At 66.9% G+C, this 20,988-nt stretch carries 15 protein-coding genes and 1 pseudogene; 12 read left to right on the forward strand and 4 right to left on the reverse strand.

Features of this window, described 5'->3' with window-relative positions:
* Positions 1 to 1,103 precede the first annotated feature (1,103 nt).
* The 7 genes and pseudogenes from MRBLWH7_RS10030 to MRBLWH7_RS10060 all read left to right on the forward strand — a co-directional run.
* Positions 1,104 to 2,537, forward strand: a pseudogene (locus MRBLWH7_RS10030) (sugar transferase); the annotation flags it as partial.
* Positions 2,534 to 3,322, forward strand: a complete 789-nt coding sequence (locus MRBLWH7_RS10035) for a WecB/TagA/CpsF family glycosyltransferase (protein ID WP_342001704.1) — start codon at positions 2,534 to 2,536, stop codon at positions 3,320 to 3,322. The pseudogene MRBLWH7_RS10030 and the gene MRBLWH7_RS10035, both read left to right, overlap by 4 nt.
* A complete protein-coding gene (locus MRBLWH7_RS10040) occupies positions 3,319 to 4,188 on the forward strand; it encodes a glycosyltransferase family A protein (protein WP_342001706.1) in 870 nt (289 codons plus the stop codon). Before MRBLWH7_RS10035 ends, MRBLWH7_RS10040 begins: the two co-directional genes overlap by 4 nt.
* 55 nt (positions 4,189 to 4,243) lie before the next feature.
* A complete protein-coding gene (locus tag MRBLWH7_RS10045; protein ID WP_342001708.1) occupies positions 4,244 to 5,311 on the forward strand; it encodes a polysaccharide pyruvyl transferase family protein in 1,068 nt (355 codons plus the stop codon).
* A 140-nt stretch (positions 5,312 to 5,451) separates the two neighbouring features.
* Positions 5,452 to 6,651: a hypothetical protein gene (locus MRBLWH7_RS10050; RefSeq protein ID WP_342001710.1), complete on the forward strand. Its 1,200-nt coding sequence runs from the start codon at positions 5,452 to 5,454 to the stop codon at positions 6,649 to 6,651.
* A gap of 65 nt (positions 6,652 to 6,716) precedes the next feature.
* Positions 6,717 to 8,012, forward strand: coding sequence for an oligosaccharide flippase family protein (locus MRBLWH7_RS10055; protein ID WP_342001712.1), 1,296 nt, complete (start codon positions 6,717 to 6,719; stop codon positions 8,010 to 8,012).
* Positions 8,013 to 8,091: 79 nt separating this feature from the next.
* Positions 8,092 to 9,402, forward strand: a complete 1,311-nt coding sequence (locus tag MRBLWH7_RS10060; protein ID WP_342001714.1) for a UDP-glucose/GDP-mannose dehydrogenase family protein — start codon at positions 8,092 to 8,094, stop codon at positions 9,400 to 9,402.
* Positions 9,403 to 9,987: 585 nt separating this feature from the next.
* On the opposite strand, the gene MRBLWH7_RS10065 is transcribed toward MRBLWH7_RS10060, so the two are convergent.
* Positions 9,988 to 11,244, reverse strand: coding sequence for a hypothetical protein (locus tag MRBLWH7_RS10065; protein WP_342001716.1), 1,257 nt, complete (start codon positions 11,242 to 11,244; stop codon positions 9,988 to 9,990).
* 252 nt (positions 11,245 to 11,496) lie between these two features.
* Positions 11,497 to 12,630 (reverse strand): acyltransferase, encoded by a 1,134-nt coding sequence (locus MRBLWH7_RS10070; protein WP_342001717.1) that lies wholly within the window; start codon positions 12,628 to 12,630, stop codon positions 11,497 to 11,499.
* Between the two features lie 266 nt (positions 12,631 to 12,896).
* Between MRBLWH7_RS10070 and MRBLWH7_RS10075 the strand changes: the two genes are divergently transcribed.
* The 5 genes from MRBLWH7_RS10075 to MRBLWH7_RS10095 all read left to right on the forward strand — a co-directional run bounded on the left by MRBLWH7_RS10075 (position 12,897) and on the right by MRBLWH7_RS10095 (position 17,851).
* Positions 12,897 to 13,055, forward strand: a complete 159-nt coding sequence (locus MRBLWH7_RS10075; RefSeq protein ID WP_342001720.1) for a hypothetical protein — start codon at positions 12,897 to 12,899, stop codon at positions 13,053 to 13,055.
* A gap of 126 nt (positions 13,056 to 13,181) precedes the next feature.
* Entirely contained in the window at positions 13,182 to 13,907 is a 726-nt protein-coding gene (locus MRBLWH7_RS10080) for a hypothetical protein (protein WP_342001722.1), read from the forward strand.
* A gap of 25 nt (positions 13,908 to 13,932) precedes the next feature.
* On the forward strand, positions 13,933 to 14,982 hold the full coding sequence (locus MRBLWH7_RS10085) for an acyltransferase (protein WP_342001724.1): 1,050 nt from the start codon (positions 13,933 to 13,935) through the stop codon (positions 14,980 to 14,982).
* Positions 14,979 to 16,265: a hypothetical protein gene (locus MRBLWH7_RS10090; RefSeq protein WP_342001726.1), complete on the forward strand. Its 1,287-nt coding sequence runs from the start codon at positions 14,979 to 14,981 to the stop codon at positions 16,263 to 16,265. The genes MRBLWH7_RS10085 and MRBLWH7_RS10090 overlap by 4 nt, the downstream gene beginning before the upstream one ends.
* Entirely contained in the window at positions 16,262 to 17,851 is a 1,590-nt protein-coding gene (locus tag MRBLWH7_RS10095) for a lipopolysaccharide biosynthesis protein (RefSeq protein WP_342001728.1), read from the forward strand. The genes MRBLWH7_RS10090 and MRBLWH7_RS10095 overlap by 4 nt, the downstream gene beginning before the upstream one ends.
* A 759-nt stretch (positions 17,852 to 18,610) precedes the next feature.
* On the opposite strand, the gene MRBLWH7_RS10100 is transcribed toward MRBLWH7_RS10095, so the two are convergent.
* Positions 18,611 to 18,916, reverse strand: a complete 306-nt coding sequence (locus MRBLWH7_RS10100; protein ID WP_342001730.1) for a GIY-YIG nuclease family protein — start codon at positions 18,914 to 18,916, stop codon at positions 18,611 to 18,613.
* A 413-nt stretch (positions 18,917 to 19,329) separates the two neighbouring features.
* Entirely contained in the window at positions 19,330 to 20,988 is a 1,659-nt protein-coding gene (locus MRBLWH7_RS10105) for a S8 family serine peptidase (protein WP_342001731.1), read from the reverse strand.

A 20,988-nucleotide genomic window follows, 5' to 3' on the forward strand; every position in this document is an offset into this window, starting at 1 on the left:
CCCTTGACGTAGGCGGCGTCGGCGAGGAACATGTCTCGCGTCCGGCACACTGGGGCTGCCGGACGGGGCCGTCCGGTTTGCGCTCACCCGAGGCGCAGGACAGGAGCCGAGGTCGATATGCCGAGACAGCGACACCGCATGCGAGTCGCGCTGAGCGCCGTGGGCATTGCCCCGCTCAGGGGGACGGGCGCGAGCCTCCTGGCGATCGCCCTCGAGTAGCAGGCCCAGACCGAGTCCGCCGCGACTTCCCGAGAGCCGCGGCGGGCTCCCTTTTTGTCCGGTTCCCTCTGTGCCCGCCGGCTCGGTCGTTGAGCGAGCGAGGAACGAGCGAGTCGAAACGCCCCCTCTCCCCGCTCGTTGAGCGAGCGAGGTACGAGCGAGTCGAAACGCCCCCTCTCCCCGCTCGTTGAGCGAGCGAGGTACGAGCGAGTCGAAACGCCCCGAGCCTCCCAGCAACCCCGCCCCCAGACGTCCCAGCGCGCCCGCCCAACCCCGCTCCGTGCGCCACCCGACGGAATTCGACATTGTTACATTCGCGCGCGATATAGCACACCGCTCAGGCTGGTCAAAATCGACGCCGCGCGCCGGCACATTGGCCGCACCGGGGCCGCCGTCACCCTCGAGCCTTGAGCGAATCCTGAGCCCGAGCGCCACGGAGCGAAACATTGACGTGAGGAGGATGAGAGGGCTCTAATACTGGGTACGGCGCTTTCCCTCCCCCAAGGGCTCGAGTACCAATTTCGTCTATTCGGCCGTAACAACTAACTGATACCCTGCCCATGGTGGCCGGGTAATCCACCAAAAAGCGAGAAGGCACTGTGTCGTCGAATCCCCACATCGACGCGCCAACGGAGTCGCCAGCCCATCCCCAGGCACGGGCAGCCGCTCCTTCGGCGAGCCGTCCGTCCGCCCCGGGCTCGTCGTCCGCGGCATCTCCCTCGGATTCGTCGTCCCCGACGTCTCCCTCGGACCCGGCGCCGACCTCCCTCTCGGTCGTTGAGCGAGCGAGGAACGAGCGAGTCGAAACGCCCGACCTGTCCCCGCTCGTTGAGCGAGCGAGGAACGAGCGAGTCGAAACGCCCCGGGCCTCCGAGCAACACCGCCCCTGGCGCCGCGACTACGCCGCCCGCCTCTGGATGAGCGACGCCTTCGTCCTCATCTGGGCCGTCTACGGCACACAGCTGCTGTGGTTCGGCTGGGGCAATGCGCAAGTCGCCATCCGCGAAGACTCTCGCTTCAACGAACTCTCGTATTGGGGCTTCTCTGCGGTCGTGATCATCGCCTGGATGTGGGCTCTGTCGCTCATCGACTCCCGCGACCACCGCATCATCGGTGCCGGCAACACGGAGTACGTGCGGGTCGCCCGTGCAAGCTTCACCCTCTTCGGCGCCATCGCGATCCTCGCCTTCCTGCTCCGCGTCGATGTCGCCCGCGGCTACCTCCTCATCGCGCTCCCGCTCGGCATCTTCGTCCTCCTGCTCGAGCGCTGGCTGTGGCGCCAGTGGCTCATCGCCGAGCGTTCGCTCGGGCGGTATTCGGCGAAGGTTCTCCTGGTGGGATCGGAGGAGTCCGTCGCCGCAATCGCCCGCGAGTTGCACCGTTCACCGACAGCCGGGTACCAAGTGGTCGGCGCCTGCGTCCCGTCAGGCAAGGTCGCGGACGTCATCGCCGGGACTTCCGTGCCCGTGATGGGCAGCGTCGACAACGTAGGACTCGCTATCGCAGCTACCGGTGCAGACACGGTCGCGGTGACGAGCACCGACGACTTGCCACCGATGAAGGTCAAGCAGATCTCGTGGGCGCTGGAAGCGGGCCACCAGCATCTCGTTCTCGCGCCGAGCATCGTCGACATTGCTGGCCCTCGCCTCCACACTCGCCCGGTCGCCGGTCTGCCCCTCATCCACGTCGAGACTCCGAAGTTCAGCCGCGGTCAACGCCTCGTGAAGCGTGCTGTCGACCTTGCGGCATGTCTGGTTGGGGTCGTACTACTGAGCCCACTGCTGGCGTTCCTTGCCATCAGCGTCCGTCTCACAAGCCAGGGTCCGGTCCTCTTCCGTCAGACCCGCATCGGCCTGCGCGGCGACGAGTTCACGATGCTGAAGTTCCGTTCGATGGTCGTCAACGCGGAGGATCTGCTCGAGCAGCTTGCGAAGCAAGAGCGCGACTCCGGCAATGAGGTCCTCTTCAAGATGAAGAACGACCCCCGGGTCACACCCGTCGGACGCATCATGCGCAAGTTCAGCCTTGACGAGCTGCCGCAGCTCTTCAACGTCATCGGTGGATCGATGTCCCTCGTGGGCCCGCGTCCGCCTCTGCCCACAGAAGTCGCGAAATATGCCGACCACGTGCACCGGCGCTTCCTGGTGAAGCCCGGCATCACCGGCCTGTGGCAGGTGAGCGGCCGCTCAAGCCTGTCGTGGGAGGACACTGTGCGACTCGACCTCTCGTACGTCGAAAACTGGTCGCTCGTCAGCGACTTCGCGATCATCGCGAAGACCGCGAAGGCGGCCCTGGCCCCGGGAGAAACAGCATCATGACGACGATTCAACCGACGCCGACGAACAACGCTGCCTGGGCCGAGGTGCCGGCGCTCGAGCTGGCGGTGACGCCCTTGACCTCCGAGGAGGTGCTGGCGAGAATCTCGGCCGCAGTCGCAGATGAGAAGCGGGTGCTCCTCGCCGGGCACAACCTCCACAGCGCCTATCTTTTTCATGCCGATCCAGAGTTCAGGAAGTTCTACCAAAAGGCCGACATCGCCGTTCTCGACGGCTGGCCCGTCCTCGCACTCCTGAATCGAGCTCGCCGCCAGCGCGGCCACACCCCGCTGCCCTCGGACTACCGAATCGGCTCGACCGACTGGCTACCCGGCGCGATCGGATTGCCTGAAGTGAGTCGTGTGTGCGTCGTGGGCGCGACGGAAGCCGCGAACACCAAGTTCATTGAACGCGCACAGCAGTTGGCGCCGGCTACCTCGTTCCTGGGCATTCCCGGGAATCCCTGGGCGCCGGAACATCTGGACGCGGTAGCGACGAGGGTCGGAGATTTCTCCCCTCAACTCACTGTGATCGGCATGGGCATGCCGCTGCAGGAGTCGATCGCAGTAGAGCTAATGTCACGAGGGCTTGGCGGCGTTGTCGCCACCGTGGGTGGCGCGATCGACCAGCTCGCGGGCGAACAGGCTCATGCCCCCCGATGGACGGGCCGCCTGCGCGTCGAGTGGCTGTGGCGCCTCGCGAGCAGCCCTCGGCGCCTGGGACACCGATATCTCGTGGAGCCGTTCAAGCTCATCCGGCTCCTCCGTACCAACCGAGGGGCCCTGTGAAAGTCTCTGCTGTCATTCCTACGATTGGTCGCCCCGAGCTGGTACGCGCAGTCAAGTCGGTGCTCGATCAGACGGTGCCTGTAGAGCCGATCGTCGTGTTGGATCGCCCGGATATGGTGGCCGATGTCACGCATCAGCTCGACGGGCTACGTCACAAGCTCGTCCTCACCGACGGCTCACAGGGTGGGGGCGCGGCACGGAACATCGGCGTGGCAGAGGCCGACTCCGAAGTGATCGCGTTCCTTGACGACGATGACGAGTGGACGCCGACGAAGACTGAAATGCAACTTGAGCTGTGGCGGGAACGTCCCTCCGCCGTGATTACCAGTCGGGCACTTCTGGTGGGCAGCTCCGAGCGAACAGTACCGGAACGGCCATTCAGCCAGGCAGGGACGATGTCGAGCTACCTTCTGGACCGTTCCACGATCACCCTGCGACGGCACTTCATCCAGAGTTCGACCCTCCTCATGAGCCGGAGCATCGCCCGCGAGGTGCCCTGGAGCGAGTCCCTCGCGCGTCATCAGGACTGGGGACTCCTCATCGAGCTCGACCGCCGGGGTACGCCGATCCTCACTCATGATGACGCCCTGGTCCGTGTATATCAGGGGTCGGCCAGCTCCATCTCGCGCTCCAAGAACTGGCGGGCGAGCCGAGCATGGCTCGAGGACTACGCGGCCGACGCGAGCACGCGCGCCCGCGGTGACTTCATGTGCTCGATCGTGCTCCGCTCCGCGTTGGCTGCTGGTGCTTGGAGAGATTCGCTCGGCATCCTGGGCTCGGCGCTGACGATGCGACCTCATCCTGCAGCCGTCGTAGTGGGGCTTTCCGAACTGGCGCGCGTCCCCTCGCACAGGTCTCGGTCATGACACCCCGGCGAGGCCTCGTCTTCCCGGCAACCATCGCATCACGATCGGAACAGAGTTGAGACGCATCTTCGTCAATCCCGCGGGGCAGCGAGACAACCTCGGTGACTCGATTCTCCGCCGCCCCTACCTGGACGCCCTTCGAGACCGGGGCGAACTGCATGTTCTTGCCGGGAAGGACCGCGATTACAGCTCTGGCCTGGGTATCCGTGACGGCGACGTCGTCTACGAATCGCGTGCGAAGTGGTTCGCAGGCGCCTTGGCATCAGGGCTGGTGGGAAAGCTGATATTCGCGTCAAACGCCGGGGAAGTTGTGGGAACCGACGCCGAGAAGCGTCGAGCGCGCTGGCAGCCGCTGATCGCGAGCCTTGCGAGGCGGACCGGCGGCGACGTCATCGTTGCGGGGGTAAGCGTCCGACCGGGAACGGACGCCTCAGCGACTCAACTGCCGAGACTCGTTCGCTCGGCGACGGTCGTCACATGGAGGGACGAGGCTGCGAGACAAGCGCTACGGATAGGTAGTGTTCAACCTGACTGGGCCTTCGCTCTTGGTGGTACCGAGAGCTTCGCTGACCGCAGTCGGCTCGCGATCGCTCTTAGAGGCGACCGTCCGCCGCTCAGCGACAGGATGGTGTCCGTTCTCCGAACATACGCCGAGCAGCACGGCCTTTCCCTGTGGGTGGTCGTTCAGGTGCGCCGCGATGCCGCAGCAGCGCGAGAGTTGCGGTCACGGCTAGGCGCCGAGATCTTTGATTGGTCTGCCGACACCGATCATGCCCACCACGAGCGAGCGCTCCGCGAGTTCTATCGCACATGTCGAGTGATTGCGAGCGACCGGATTCACGCCCTGATCATCGCTGCCACGGAGGGAGCAACTCCGATCGGTTTGGCCACTTCAGATCCTGCGAAGCTCGCCCGCACCTTCGACCATGTGTATCCGCTGCCGATCATCGACGCGCGAAGCGAAACAGCGACGCTCAGCGATCTTCCCGTAGACGACCCGACGTTGAGCAGTCACCTCGCGGCGGCACGACAGGCTCTCGAATGTGTGCGCGCATCCATCGCCGATCCGGAGGGACGGCAGCCGCAGGACACGGGGATTCAACCAGTGAGGGCATCGCAGTGACTTCGCTTTCAAAATCGTTTCCTACATACACGGGCTTCGAACCGTCCGTTCCAGTCCGCCTCGTTTCGCGGCCTGGCGAGTCGGCTATCCATCGCTTCTACGACACATCGCCAGTCAGCCCCTCTGGAAGGCTTCTCGCGTTGACAGAGTTCGAATTCGAAGATCGTCTGCCTTCACCTGGCGACGAAGCGTCTGTCGTGGTCGTGAACTTGGTGAGTGGGGAGGAGGTCTTCCGCTCTCGCACAAGCGCTTGGGACACTCAGCTCGGGGCTCAGGCCCAGTGGGGATCCTCCGACGACGAGCTCTTCTTCAATCGGATGGCGCCCGACTGGCAGCCATACGGAGTCAAGGTAGATATAGCCCGAAAGACGGAGTTCGCGCTTGACGGGCCAATCTATGTTGTGTCGCCGGACGGCAGGACAGCGCTCTCACCGGATCTCGTGCGGATTTGGCTGATCCAGCCTGGCTACGGCGTGATTGTCCCATCGTCTGAGCTCACCGAGCCAGTCGGGGCCCCAGACAACGACGGCCTATTTGCGACCGACACGCTGTCTGGGACTACCCGACTCGCAGTATCGATGCGGGAGATCTACGATGCGTTCCCCGACGAGTTTCGGAGCGTCGATCTCAACCGCGGTGGGTTCTATGGCTTCCACGCAAAGTGGTCCCCCGACGGCCGCAGGATCATGTTCCTTGTCCGTTGGAAGGATCGGCTCGCAAGGAAGGGACACAGTCGCAACTGGATCATCACCATGCGTGATGACTTCTCGGACCTTCGCATCGCGCTTACGCCGGAACGCTGGGCTGGTGGACACCACCCGAACTGGTGCCCGGACAGCGAGCACATCGTGATGAACCTCGTGTTCCCCACGCGGAAGGCGCTCATGCCGAAAGTCGAAAGACTCGTCGATCGCGCGGCTCGGAAGTTCCGCATCCCGTTCTACCGGAGCCCGTACCCGTTGCGGTTCGCCATGTTCCGGTACGACGGCAGCCAGATGCGACCGATCTCCACTAGCCACATCGGATCTGGCCACCCGACCTGGCATGAGGAGCTCCAGGCAGTCCTGAGCGACGCCTACCCATGGGAGCCGGTGACCGCGGGCGATGGCACCTCACCGATCCGTCTTGTCTCGTCCCGGACCGACACGGAGGAAACGATCGTGAGAGTGAGGACGATGCCTGAGTTCATGGGGTCTCGCCGCGAGTGGAGGATCGACCCTCACCCAGCGTGGAGCCGGCAACTCGACACCATCGTGTTCAACGGATTCGCACATGGCAAGCGTGCCGTCTACGTCGCGGATCTCCGATCACGCCTAGCCTCGGCCTCGTCTCGGGTTTGAGTCGGGACCGTCGAGTTCCTGACCCGCCCGATGCCTCGCCTCCGACAAGCCGCCGAGAAGAACCTATGACTTCGTCCAACACGACTGACACCGCGACCGCGCGCCGCGAGGACCCTCCTACGACTGCTAAGAAGAAGCGCTCACGTGAGCTGATCATCGCTCAGTTGATCGGACAGGTGGCCCTTCTCCTTGCCATTCCTGTATTGACCCGTCTGTTGTCTCCTGCGGAGATGGGGATCTATCAGACCGGCCTCTCCGTTGCGTTGATTCTCCAGCCGCTCGCGACTCTTCGCCGCGAGCTCCTGATTCCGTTCGCGGGTGTGCGCGACGCTCGCAAGCACCGGTGGATCGGACTCGGTTTCGCAGCTACTCTGAGTGGCGCAATCGCGCTCGTTGCGCTCCCCGCGTGGGCGCTGGGTAATGCGACTCTCGCCGAAACCCTACTTGCGACGGCTCTCATACTGCCGTCGTTCGCGCTCATGTACGTGGAGAATGCGTTCCTGATTCGCCACAGCGCGCAGGGTCGACTTGCTGTGCGGAATCTGGTCGGCGGTGTGCTCTCGGCCGGGCTTCAGGTCGTCGCTGCACTCATCCTGCCGGGCGCCATCGCCATCGCGGCTGCGCTGTTACTCGGTCGTGCAGCAGCGACATTCGTGACCGTGGCGAGGCGCACACCTTCATCCGACGTGGAGAGTCCTGGAGAAAAGAAGAGCCAGCGATCGATCAGCGCGATCTTGTCCGCAATGATCGCGGCAGCGTCGAGTCAGGCCGTGGTCATCGTTTCCTTTGCCAGCCTAGGGCCTTCGGCGGCCGCGCAGGTTGCGGTCGGACAACGAGTAGCGGGCGCCCCTGCGAGCCTGATCGGTCAGGCTCTGACCCAGATCGCCCTTAGCTCGGCTGCACCGCTAATCCGCGAGCAACGGCCTGGGATGACTTCTCAACTTCGCTCTTTGACCATCCGAACGGGTGCGGCTGCCGCCGTGACCGCCGCAGCATTAATGATCGGTGGCCCGCTCCTGGCCGTCCCGATTCTCGGGCCAGGCTGGGAGGTCGCTGGCGTCATGACAGCTGTTTTCGCTGTCCCCCTCAGTCTGACGCTGGTTGCCCTTCCGGCTACCACTTTGCTGATCCCGCTCGGCCGCGAACGACTGCTCGTGTCGCTTCAGACGGTGCGGCTTGTCGCGATTGTTGCGGCGATCGTGGTCAGTTCGGCGCTCACGCAGGACGTGTTTACGACAAGCATCGTGACGGCTGCCGTCTGGACGCTCGCGTATGTACCACTGATGACTGCTGCTTTCACCGCAACGGTCGCCCACGACCGACTCTGCGCACAGGTCGTGAATCAGAGTTCAGCGCCGTAACGTCGCGCGGCCGACGAGTGATATCCGTTCTCGCTCGTCCGTTCGGGCGATCTAGTCCCATCCCTGGAAGGGCATACTCATGCGTCTGTCTGTCATCGGCTGCGGGTACCTCGGCGCCGTCCACGCGGCCGCGATGGCCTCGATCGGTCACGATGTCGTCGGCATCGACGTCGACGCGCGCAAGGTCGCGTCGCTGTCCAAGGGCGAGGCACCGTTCTTCGAACCCGGGCTGCAGGAGATCCTCACCGAGGGCATCGCCTCCGGACGACTCCGGTTCACCACCGACATGGCCGCTGCCGCCGGCGCGGCGGTGCACTTCGTGGGTGTCGGCACCCCGCAGCAGAAAGACGGCTACGCCGCCGACCTCACCTACGTCAACGCCGCCATCGACTCCCTGCTGCCCTACCTGTCGGCCGGTGACATCGTGGCCGGCAAGTCGACCGTCCCCGTCGGCACCGCCGCCGACCTCGCCCCCCGCGTCGAGGCGACCGGCGCGACGCTGGTGTGGAACCCCGAGTTCCTCCGCGAAGGGTTCGCGGTCAAGGACACCATCGACCCCGACAGGCTCGTCGTGGGCGTGCCCGCCGGCGAGGCCGGCCAGGCCGCCGCCGACACACTCCGCGAGGTGTACCACCCGTCCGTCGCGAAGGACACCCCGTTCATCGTCACCGACCTCGCCACCGCCGAACTGGTCAAGGTCGCCGCCAACGCGTTCCTCGCCACCAAGATCTCGTTCATCAACGCGATGGCCGAGATCGCCGAGGTCACCGGCGCCGACGTCACCCAGCTCGCCGACGCCATCGGCCACGACGCGCGCATCGGCCGCCGCTTCCTGGGCGCCGGCATCGGCTTCGGCGGCGGCTGCCTGCCCAAAGACATCCGCGCGTTCTCCGCCCGCGCCGAAGAACTCGGCCGCGGCGAATCGGTCGCGTTCCTCCGCGAAGTCGACGCGATCAACCTGCGCCGCCGCGAACGCGCCGTGCAGCTCGTCCTCGAAGCCCTCGACGGATCCGTGTTCAAGAAGAACATCACCGTGCTCGGCGCCGCGTTCAAGCCCTACAGCGACGACATCCGCGACTCCCCCGCCCTCGACGTCGCCGTGCGCCTGCACGGCCTCGGCGCCTGGGTCACCATCACCGACCCCGCCGCGATCCCCAACGCCCAGCGCCTGCACCCGCAGCTGAACTACGTCGAAGACCGCGACGAAGCCCTCCGCGAAGCCGACGCCATCATCCTCGTCACCGAATGGGACGAATACCGCCGCGAACTCACCCCCGAACACGCCGCCACCCTCACCCGCGGCAAAGTCGTCATCGACGGCCGCAACGGCTGGGACGCCACCGCCTGGCGCAACGCCGGCTGGACCTACCACGGCATGGGACGCCCCTGACCCCCACGACCGTCCCCGCGAGCCCGTCCGTTGGCGCAAACTCCGTTCGAGTGTACAACCAAGGATTTTCCGTCGTTTTACAGTCGACCGGCACAAGTGGCGACGTGGTCACGTTCAACCACGGGCGCTAGCCGCGCCGGATCCAGACGTGAGACCCGCCGACTTTCGGGACGCTCGGCGCCGGAGTTACCTAAGCGACGAGGGCGCTTCGCGCATGCCTCGGCGCGTGCGCTGCGGACGGTGGGCCGACGTCGTCCCGCGTGCCCGGGCGTACGCGAATTGCAGCACGCTTATCATCGTGGACTATGTGCGGCTCCACGGCGCATGGTCACGCCGATACATCCTCGACGAGCACCTGGCACTCCTCTGGACGTGGCGTTCCGCAACAGCGCACGGGCCACGGACGGCCGCGCGGGATGATCGATGGGCGCCCACTCCAACAATTGAGCTGTCCGAACTCAGGAAAGGCACACAGACAGGGTCGACCATCGGACCGGTTTAGGTGACGCGCGGCATCAAGGCGAACGCGTCCCAGCTTGCCCGGGTTCAACAATCAAGTCTCTGCGCGTTGGTGCCATCGAAGGTCTACGAGGGGTGCTGCTGGTAGAGCGCATCTGGCGCAGTCGTGTGTCGCTTGGACGCTGACGACCTCAACCGGTCGTAGAGGTCCGCGCCGACGGCCGCCTTCATCTTTCCGGCGACGAGGATGGCGAGGAGGATCGGGAACGCGACGTAGGGGTTATTGAGCCCTGACACGGAGACGCTGTTCGAGATCGCGATGCCGATGAGCGTGAGGGCGAGGCTGGCGCGCACGCTCGCTCGGCGCATCGTGAACCAGGCGACGCCAAACGCAATCGAGGCGCCGAGGATCCCAGCGTCGAACACAACGCGCATTAGGAACGCGTGAAGGATCACGGAGTAGCAAGATCCGTCCCCCTCGGACGAGAACAACGACTGGTAATACGAGAGCCGGAAGCACGCCCCTGCGCTCAGCGGCGTGATCGGAGTGGTGCCGAACATCCACTCGACGGGTCCCCACTGCGACGTCTCGGCGAGAAATACCTCGAGAAAGTTCAGTCGGTCGAGCTGGGTCGAGTTTGCTGCTCGCTCGGAGAAGATCCAGAGCGGGATGGCAAGCATGATTGGCACGGCTATCAACGTGAAATAGCGGATGGCGATATTCTTCATCGGCACCTGGGAGAGCGCGTACACTGCGAGCACCGCAAACGCGAGCGAGCCTGATCTGGAGCCTGACAGCAGGGTCGCGCCGCCGAGGAGAACCACCGCGAGCCACCGTCGTCGCCCTATGTGCGGGTAAAGGACCGCGACTAGTCCGGCGAACATCGGAAGCTCGAAGTTGTTCTCGAGCATGAGACCGGGTCGGTCGCCTGGCACGACGACATACGTCACGGCGCCCTTCAGCAGCGACATGGTGAGCAGGAACCACATCAGTCGGACCAGCGGTTGCACCGGTCCCCATTCGCGGCCCACTGCCACGGAGAACGCGATGAGGTACAGCAGCCACCTGTATGCCTGCGCAAAGTCCTCGAGTGGCGCATCCGTATACACCGCGGGCAGGATTCGGGTCATCAGGTAGGCGATGAGGAGCAGGAATAGACCCCACATCGCGGTGCGGCCGCGGATCACCGATGCGACAACGAAGAGGATGATCCACGTGTCCAAGATCGTCGTCATTGGCAGAGGGGTATAGTCGCCTATCCGCGGCAAACTCGTGACGACGCCGACGACGATCGCCGCGTAAAACAACACTCGCAGCACGCGTGGGATGACGAACGTACTCGTGTCCCGCTGAGCGCGCGCGTGTGGCTCGGATCTTGTCATGGCCGTCCCAGTATCGCCGACGGACGCGGCGGGTGGGTTTCAGCCCGGACGCGATACCGTGCTCGCCCGGGAGATCCGGTGGTTGAGCGCGCTACTGGCGCGTATCGTAATCGCCTCCCGGCGATCTGCGTGGGTGACGCCGTGATCGGGCGGCTCGTGCCTCCGGCCCTTCCCATCCGGTGGGGCCCATAGTGGCGATACTGCGCGCGTCTCCCCAGTTGGTCTACCGGTGCTCCGAAGTGCCGACCCGCGTTATGCCGCGACACTCGAGGCCAGCCTCGGCTGCATGCGAGTCTCGAGACGCTTGCGGACCTTTCCGAGTGGCTTCTCGACGGCGACGTACATCAATTGCGCACAGACGATCACGATCGCCAGAGATAGGACGTCAACGATCGGTGCGATGGGCAGGATCTGCTTGACGAGCGCGATCACTAGCCGGTGCAACAGGTAGATCGAGAACGATAGAACGCCGATATGTGCGACCCACCGATTGTTGAGCACGCGTCCGGAGAGCCCCTCGGGATGCGCGATCACGAGCCAGAACAGGGGAACCAGGCAGAGGTAGATGAGCGAGTCGCCCACCGAGAGCCCGAATGCAGACGGCGAGAGCGCGGCAACCACGATGAGGACAGCAGCGACCGGGCTCACGATGTAGCGCAGCGTGCGATCGCTGAGCCGGAAGGGACGGCCGTCGTGCATCGCCGGGTTCGCGAGGAGAGCCAACGCGGCTCCGGCGAGGAGTCCGTCAAACCGCGTGTCGGTCGACACATACAGGCGGTAGAAACCCGCGCCGGTCGCGCCCAAGTAGATCCGCCAGAGCGGCGCAACCAAGCACGCGCCGACCAGGATCCATCCGATGGTGCGGTAGTTCAACTTCCTCCAGAGGAGGCCGATCAGTACTGCGGGAAAGATCAGGTAAAAATGCTCCTCGACAGCGAGTGACCAGAGCATGCTCGTCTCGGGCGGCAATCCTAGGTGCGGGTCACCAGTGGTCGCGTTCTCGTAAACGATGTAGTAGTTCGTGTAGTTGAACACCTCGGCAAAGATGCCCCATACGTTCATCGTCGACGGCAGGATCCCGAGCACGCCGATCACGATGGCGATGCCGATGGTGATGAGCGCTGGCGGCTGGATGCGCAGGAGACGGCGCAGGTAGAACTTGCCGAGCGAGATACGGCCGGATTTGTCGTACTCGCGGCGCAGCAGTGTGGTGATCAGGTAGCCGCTGAGGAAGAAGAAGATCGTCACGCCCACGTCGCCGGGCCAGGGCCCCCCGATAGTCATCCCATGGCCGATGAAGACGATGAGCACCGCCAGGCATCGTATACCGTCGAGGGAAGGGATCGCGAACGATCCGTGGACGCTTTTCACCGGGCCAGCAGGCATTTGTCCAGCTTATGGGGTTGTCGGTTTCCGGCACGTAACACTCCAACCAACGAATGCGGACTACCGAATGGGCTGCACGCGCAGCCAGAGGGACGCCCTCGTTGGCGCCTGCACGAGATCGGACGCCGGGAGTGCAACCGGCGGACGCTGCCCGCGAGCTCCCATACGCCGCTCACCACACGCACGGCGGCATCCATGGGCGACAGGAGCCTAAGCTTGACCCGCACCCCGACCTCGCCGTCCCCCATCGGAGCCTCGCCCCCACTGTGATCCGAGTCCTCACCACCGTCGCGCTCGCGCTCGTCGCCCTCGTCGCGACGGCTGCCGTCACCCTCTACGCACTCCTCGTCATCGACTCCCGTGAATCCGTCCGGCACTACTACGGGGACACCCCGGCGCCCCAAACGCCTGAACACGGGGCTTAACCGAGACGAAACGCGGAGGTAACCCCCCGCGGGCTGGATCGCCGTAGCGTGGCACCCAGATGGGGCACTGCCGCCCGGAGCCGGAAGGGAACGGCCCCGGGCGTTCTCTTTGGGCTTGGGGAGCACATGTACAGAGGCAGACGAGTCACAATCCTGGCCGCCGCGATCACTCTCGGCCTCGGCGGCGGGGCACTCGCCGCCGTTCACGCGGCATCGGCAGAGAGCAGCGACGTGGTCGGCGACGTCAGCGTCGTCATCGAATTCACCTCGCCGAAGGTCGCAGAGATCTCGGTCTACACCCGCAACGCATCCTCGGTTCCCGCCTGGGGCACGGCACGCGTCAACGGCCCCGACGGCAAGGTGTACACCTTTGGGCCGACCCGCTTCGAACCGGGCGAAGTGCGTACCCACGACGTGACCATCACCGGGCACCCCTGCGCCGATCTTCACCACACCTCGGCGATCGCCTACGGGTACGCCGCGCCCGGCGATGCTGAGCCCTCGTGGACCACCGGTCTCATCACCTACACGAGCCCGCTGGTCACCGTCATCGGCTGCGGGCCCACCCCGACACCGACACCGACACCGACTCCGACACCCACCCCGACGCCGACTCCCACTCCGACCCCCACACCCACCCCGACGGCGTCGCCGACTCCCTCTCCGACGACCCCTGTGCCGACGGCCTCGGCGACGCCAGTGCCGTCGGCAGCGGCGACCCCCACGTCAGCCGCTGCCGACGGTGCGCTCGCCTCTACTGGCGCAGCCATCGGCTGGACGGTCGCCGCGACAATCGCCGCCGCGGCAGCCATCGTCGTCGGAGTCGCGCTGAGCCGGCGCCGGAGAACCTGAGCGGGGCCCGAGCCCCGGGAACCAGATGGCAGCGGTCGAGAAGTCGCGCATCGAGTGGATGGACGTCCTCCGCGGGACGTCGATCATCCTCGTGGTGTTCAACCACGCCGTGCTCTTCGCGAGCTCCTCCCCGCTCGGCGCACCCGAAGCCGCATGGGTGCTCAACACGATCTTCTCCCCCGTGCGCATGCCGCTCATGGTGTTCCTGTCGGGCCTGCTCGTCGCCGGCTCGCTCGCCCGCGGCCCGCGCGCCTACGTCACCGGCAAGGTGCGCCGCGTGCTCTGGCCCTACCTCGTGTGGTCGATCATCGCGCTCGCGCTGCTGTACGGGTTCGGCATCCGTGAAGGCATCGTCGGCGGCGTCACCGACCACACCGTCACCGCGTGGGACATGCTGCTGCCGCTGTACGACCCCGTCGAGCACCTGTGGTTCCTGTACGACCTGTTCCTCTTCTATATGGTCGCGCTCGTCACACCCCGGGTGCCGCCGCTGTGGATCGCCGGGGGCGCACTCGTCGCCGCGGCACTCGTGCCCGACTTCGGCGCTCGGCGCTTCTTCCTGCTGCTCGTGTTCTTCATGATCGGCGTGTGGTTCTCGCAGCACGTCGGCGCCCTCGAGCGCACGCTCGCCCGCCGTTGGGTGGTCTGGGCGTGCGCGGCGCTCGCCCTCGCCACCGTCGCCGCCGCGGCCGTGGGTGTGGGCCTGCGCTACACCGCCCTGTCGGCGCCGTTCGCGGCCGGCGGCATCGGCATCGCCATCGTGCTCGCGCGCCGGTTCGGATCGGCACGGATGCTGCGTCCCCTCCGCACCGTCGGACGCGACTCGCTCGTCTACTACATCGTGCACTGGTGGCCGGCGAGCGCCGGCGTGGCCCTCGGCGCCCTCACCGGGAACGCCTGGATCGCCCTCGCGGTCGGCTTCACCTTCGGGCTCGGCGCCGGCGTCTTCACGGTGCACCTGTTGCGCATACTGCCCGCCCTCGACCTGCTGTTCGCGTGGCCCGCCCGCCGTTCGGGAACCGTCGCGCACTCCTCCGGAACGTTCTCCACCACCGACGGAAGGCCCGCACCATGACCACGAACCCGTTCAGCCGCCGATCGTTCGTCCGACTTATCGCCGTCACCGCGCCGGCCGCGGCCACCGCCATGTGCGCACCGGCCAAGACATCGGGCGCGCCGACGGCGACAGCATCCGTCCCCTCCTCCTCCGCGACCGCCGTCGCGCCCACGGGCGCGCCCGCCGCGATCGTCGGTGGCGCCCGACCGGCGGTGGTGCGGTCGTTCGGACCCAACGGCACCCACTGGCCCGCCCACACGCCGTGGATCAACGACGCCGTCACCACCGTCGAAGTCCCCTGCGACTGGGCCGCGATCCGCACCGCGCTGCTCGCAGTGACCGCCTCGCAGGCCGCCGCCGGCGTGCACATCAAGGTGCGTCCCGGAACCCTCCGCGGCCTCGGCGCCTCGTCGGGGTCGAAGGCGGTGCTGCAGGGCCTCGGCAGCCCGCAGTGGAGCAAGAACGTGCTCGTCTCGCCCCGCGACGGCTGGGGCTCCGTCGTCATCACCGAGCCCGCGCGCCTGCGCGAGGTGTACGGCGTGACCTTCGCCCGCATCAACGCCGTCGACGTGCTGCTCACCAACTGCACGCGGAGCGCCTGGGCGCAGTCCGTCATGTCGGAGGGCCTCAGCATGGCCTCGTCGTACGGCGCGACCACCCGAGAGGTCGGCGCGTACGAGATCGTCATGAGCAACGTGAAGGCCGACATCTCCGACCCGCTCGGCTACGCCGCCGGCGCCGACTGCGTCCTCACCGACAGCGTCTGGGACGGATGCTATTCAGCTCCGGTGTTCCGACCCACCGGCGCCACCGACCACGTCGACACCCTGCAGATGTACGGGTCGGGCTGGTACCGCGGGCTCACGGTGCGCGACACGACGTTCTTCGGATCCCTCAACTGCGCCCTGCAGATCGGCGGCATGCGCGCCGACGACCCGAACAAGGGCACGCGGTTCCTCACGGTGGATCACAGCATCATCACGTCGCAGGCCACCGCGATCAAGGTGCGCTACCCCAAGCCCTCGGGCGCCGACACGCCCTCGCTCGCGCAGGCCATCAACGGCATCGGCGAGGACTTCCAGCTCTACGCGAACGACTCCTACATCTTCGGCTCGATGTACCGCAGCAAGTGGGGCGGCGTCTCGAACACGAAGGTCTCGTACGACCAGGCGCTGACGCGCAACCCGGTCGCCTCGGGCAAGTGGACGTACGACAGCTCGATGAACTCGTGGGGCGCCTCGCAGTTCGACGCGCTCGTGCCCACGCCCACCGACGCGTATCTGAAGTCGATCTGGACATGACCGACCTCGCCCACCGCGCCTCGCGCGGCATCGTCGTGACCATGGGCGGGATGTGGGGCAAGACCCTCATCCAGATGGCCGCGATCATGCTGCTCGGGCGCCTCCTCAGTCCCGAGGACTTTGGTCTGGTCGCGATGGTCACGGCGATCTCGGGCATCATCGACCTGGTTCGCGACTTCGGGCTCACGGGCGCGATCATCCAGGCGCGCGAGATCTCTGAGCGCGCCTGGCGAAGTCTCTTCTGGCTCGCGCTCGGGCTCGGTGTGGTCTTGGGTGGCGTATTGGCGGTGTGCGCGCCGCTCATCGCCGACCTGTACAACGAGCCCCAGCTCGTGCTGATCACGCTGGTGATCGCGCCGAGCCTCATCGTCAACGGGCTCACCATGCCCCTGCAGGCCCGCGCGACGCGCGAGCTGAAGTTCGCGCTGCTCGCCCGCATCGACGTCGTGTCGATGGTGGGAGGCGTCGCTGCGGCGATCACCGGCGGCCTGCTGGGGTGGGGGTACTGGGCGCTCATCCTCATGGTGGGCACCGGACTCGTCGTACGGCTCGTGATGCTGTGGGCGGCTCTCCGTCCTCACCCGGGCTGGCCGCGGATCCACCGCGACGTCGTGCCTCTCGTGTCGCGCGGCGGCAGCATCTTCGGCGCCGAGCTGCTCAACTACATCGAGCGCAACGCCGACACCGTGATCATCGGCCAGCAGCTCGGACCCGCCGTGCTCGGCCAGTACTCGCGCGCGTACGCGCTGTTCCTCATGCCGCTGCAGCAGCTGAACGGACCGATCGGCCGGGTCGCCCTCCCCGTGCTCAGCAAGCTGCAGGACGACGGGGACCGCTACCGCCGGTACATCCGCGGCGCCCTGCTCGTCATCGGGTACCTCACGCTGCCGACGTACGCGATCCTCGCGACGATCTCGGAGCCGTTGTTCGCGATCCTCCTCGGGCCCGGCTGGGAGCAGGCGGCCGTGCTGTTCAGCATCCTCGCGATCGCCGGCATCGCCCAGGGCATCGGCAAGGTGCGCGGCTGGCTCTTCATCACGATGGGCCGCTCGCACCAGCAGTTGCTCTACGACCTCGTCGCCCGGCCGCTCGTGGTCGTGGGCTTCTTCGTCGGGATCTGGTGGGGCGGAATCTACGGGCTCGCCCTGACCTACGGCATCCTGTCGGCCCTGCTCCTCATTCCCGGGTTCGCGTTCGCGATCCGCGGCACGTTCGTGCGTGGCAGCGACATCGTCTTCCCGGTGCTGCGCCCTCTGGTGTTCGCCCTGCTCGCGTTCGGCTCGGCTTACGCCGCGACGCGGGCGGTGGATCTCATCGCGATCCTCGAGATCCTCGTCGGCGGCGCCGCGGGCGCGCTGGTGCTGGGGCCGCTGCTGCTGATCCCGGCGTACCGTCGCGATGCGGCGCAGATCATGGGGTTCGTGAAGCAGATGCGCAAGCCGAAGCCCCGTGCCGAGGCAACGGAGGGGACCGACGCCCCGGCCGCTGCCGAAGCGTACGAGGCGGTGCTGCTGGAGGACGCCGCCACTCCCGGGGATGTGCTGGACGCCGAGATCGAGAAGCGCCAGCTCGAGCAGAACCGCTGACGCTCCTGACCCGTCCGAAGACCCGGGGCGTTTCGACTGCGGGCGCCAGAGCGCCCTCCGCTCAACGACCGGTTACCTCGACTCCCGTCGTTGAGCGAGCGAGGAACGAGCGAGTCGGAACGCGCCGTGCACTCCCGGACACCCGGGGCGTTTCGACTGCGGGCGCCAGAGCGCCCTCCGCTCAACGACCGGTTACCTCGACTCCGGTCGTTGAGCGAGCGAGGAACGAGCGAGTCGAAACGCGCCGTGCACTCCCGGACACCCTGGGCGTTTCGACTACGGGCGCCAGAGCGCCCTCCGCTCAACGACCGAGGACTCGGTCGTTGAGCGAGCGAGGAACGAGCGAGTCGGAACGCGCCCCTCCCGGACACCCGGGGCGTTTCGACTGCGGGCGCCAGAGCGCCCTCCGCTCAACGAGCGGTTACCTCGACTCCGGTCGTTGAGCGAGCGAGGAACGAGCGAGTCGAAACGCGCCATGCACTCCCGGAGACCCGGGGCGTTTCGACTACGGGCGCCAGAGCGCCCTCCGCTCAACGACCGAGGACTCGGTCGTTGAGCGAGCGAGGAACGAGCGAGTCGGAACGCGCCCCTCCCGGACACCCGGGGCGTTTCGACTGCGGGCGCCAGAGCGCCCTCCGCTCAACGACCGGTTACCTCGACTCCGGTCGTTGAGCGAGCGAGGAACGAGCGAGTCGAAACGCGCCTGACCCGTCCGGAGACCCAGGGCGTTTCGACTACGGGCGCCAGAGCGCCCTCCGCTCAACGAGCGTGGGGCGGCGCGGGGGGCTGCGAGCCGCGCTTGCTCCAGCCGATGACGGCGTCGATGCCTCCGGCGATGAACGCGTCGCGCTTGGCGTGGCTCCACCCTTGAATCCGCTTCTCCCAGGCGAAGGCGTCGGCGATGCGCGCGTACTCCTCCGTCCATGCGAGCTCCACTGGGAGCCGCCGTCGCGTGTATGCCGACCCCATGCCGGCGTTGTGCGCCTCAAGACGCCGGGTGAGGTTGATCGTGCTGCCGACGTAGAACGTGCCGTCGGCGCACCGCAGGATATAGACGAACGCCATGGGGTCAGCCTGCTCGCGGTGGACGCGCCATGGGCCGGTCCCGGGTGCTGCGTGGAGAGTGCGCCCGCGGGGGTTCCTGTGGAGGAGTAGTGCGTGGCCGGACACTCCCGAAGACCCGAGGCGTTTCGACTGCGGGCGCCAGAGCGCCCTCCGCTCAACGAGCGGGGGTAGGGGCGCCGGCCCTTGTCTCGGTCGTTGAGCGAGCGAGGAACGAGCGAGTCGAAACGCGCCGCACCTGCGAGCAACACCGCGCCGCAGCATCCGTCACCCACGACGCGTTTCGACTGCGGGCGCCAGAGCGCCCTCCGCTCAACGAGCGAGGAATCGGTCGTTGAGCGAGCAGACCCGACGCGTTTCGACTTCGGGCGCCAGAGCGCCCTCCGCTCAACGAGCGGGGGTCTTGGCACCGCCTCTCAGTTGCGGAGGGTGAGCGAGATCGTCGGGCTGTAGCCGGTGTTGCCGGCGGCATCCACCGCCCGCGCCTGCACGGGGTAGGTCGCGTTCGGGTAGCTGCGCGACGACAGCGTGCCAGCCCACGAGCCGTCGGACTGCTTCGCCAGCGTGCCGAGCTTCGTCGCTCCCGACCACAGCGTCACCCCGGTGACCGCCACGTTGTCGGCGGCCGTCACCCGCACCGTCACGGTGCCCGACACCGTCGATCCCGAGGCCGGAGCGGTGATCGTCGCGGTCGGCGCCTGCGTATCCGGCGTCGGAGTCGGGGTCGGCGTGGGAGTCGGGGTCGGCGTCGGAGTGGGCGTCGGGGTCGGAGTGGGCGTCGGGGTCGGGGTCGGCGTCGGGGTGGTGCCCGTCGGCACGGTCGACGCGAGCCAGCCCGCGTACCGACCCGAGATCGGACTGAGCGGGTCGCCCGCGAAGCGCTTGCCGCGCGTCGTGGCCGCCGCCTGCGCCTGGGCCTCGAGGATCTGGAAGACCTCGCGCGGAGTGCGCCCCTCGCACGAGCCCTCGGCGAAGCAGGCGAGCACGACGCCCGACATCACCGCTGCAGACATGCTCGTGCCCGACGCGATGTATCCGTACCGGTTGCCCTTCTTGGTCGTGTACGGGCACGTGCCCGGCGCCGCGATCGTGTGCGCGCGGTCGGCCGCGCTCACCGCCCAGTTGCTCTTCGGGTTGATCGTGTCGTCGGCAGGGGCCGACGACTCGGTGCAGGGCTTCGTTCCGCGCGACCCGGGCTTGCCGTCGTAGTCGGCCACGTTGGTGGCCGTGATCACCTCGTCGAAGTTGCCCGGCGAGTACTGCGCCAGGTCACGCGTCGAGTTGCCCGCGGCCGCGACCACGACGACGCCGTCCTCGACGAGCGCGCAGATCGCCTGGTGGATGACGTCGCCGTTCGCGTACCCGCAGTTGCCGTCGTCGGCCTGGCCGAACTGCATGCTCATGTTCATCACGGCGATGTCGTAGCGCTCGTGGTTCTCCATGACCCACTCGAGGCCGCACATGAGTGTGGCGAGCGTGCCCTGCATCTTGCTGTCGAGCACGCGCACCGACGTGATCGGCGCGCCCGGCGCGATGCCGACGAGGCCCACGGTGTTGTTGATCGCCGCGGCCGCACCGGCGACGCCCGTGCCGTGGCCGTTCGCGTCGGTGCCGTCGCCGCTGCCGAAGCAGTTGATCTGCCGGGCCACGTTGAGGTCGGTGTGCACGCTCACGCCCGAGTCGATGATCGCGAGACCGGGTCCGTCCCACGCGCCCGCCGAGGTGGCGCTCGTCGGGGGCAGATCGGCCTCCACCGTGCCCACGGCGGGCGGCACCGTCTGCGCGGCACCCGTTACGACCTTGTTCGAAGAGATGCCGCGCACCGTCGACGACACCCGCAGCAGGGCGACCTCGTCGGCCGTCAGATACCCGGTGAACCCCTTCACCACGCTGTCGTAGACGGCGTCGGGCTCTGCCGCGATCCCAGAGAGCGCAGCATCCAATCCCTCCGCCGACCGGAAGCTGACGGTGTACACGCCCGGCTCGTCGCCCGCGGCGAACGAGGCGGTGGCGATTCCGCCGCCCACGAGCGACGCAACGACCGCGGTCCCCACCGCGAGTCCCGCGATGCGCAT

The sequence above is a fragment of the Microbacterium sp. LWH7-1.2 genome, assembly GCF_038397755.1.
Taxonomy (GTDB): Bacteria; Actinomycetota; Actinomycetes; order Actinomycetales; family Microbacteriaceae; genus Microbacterium.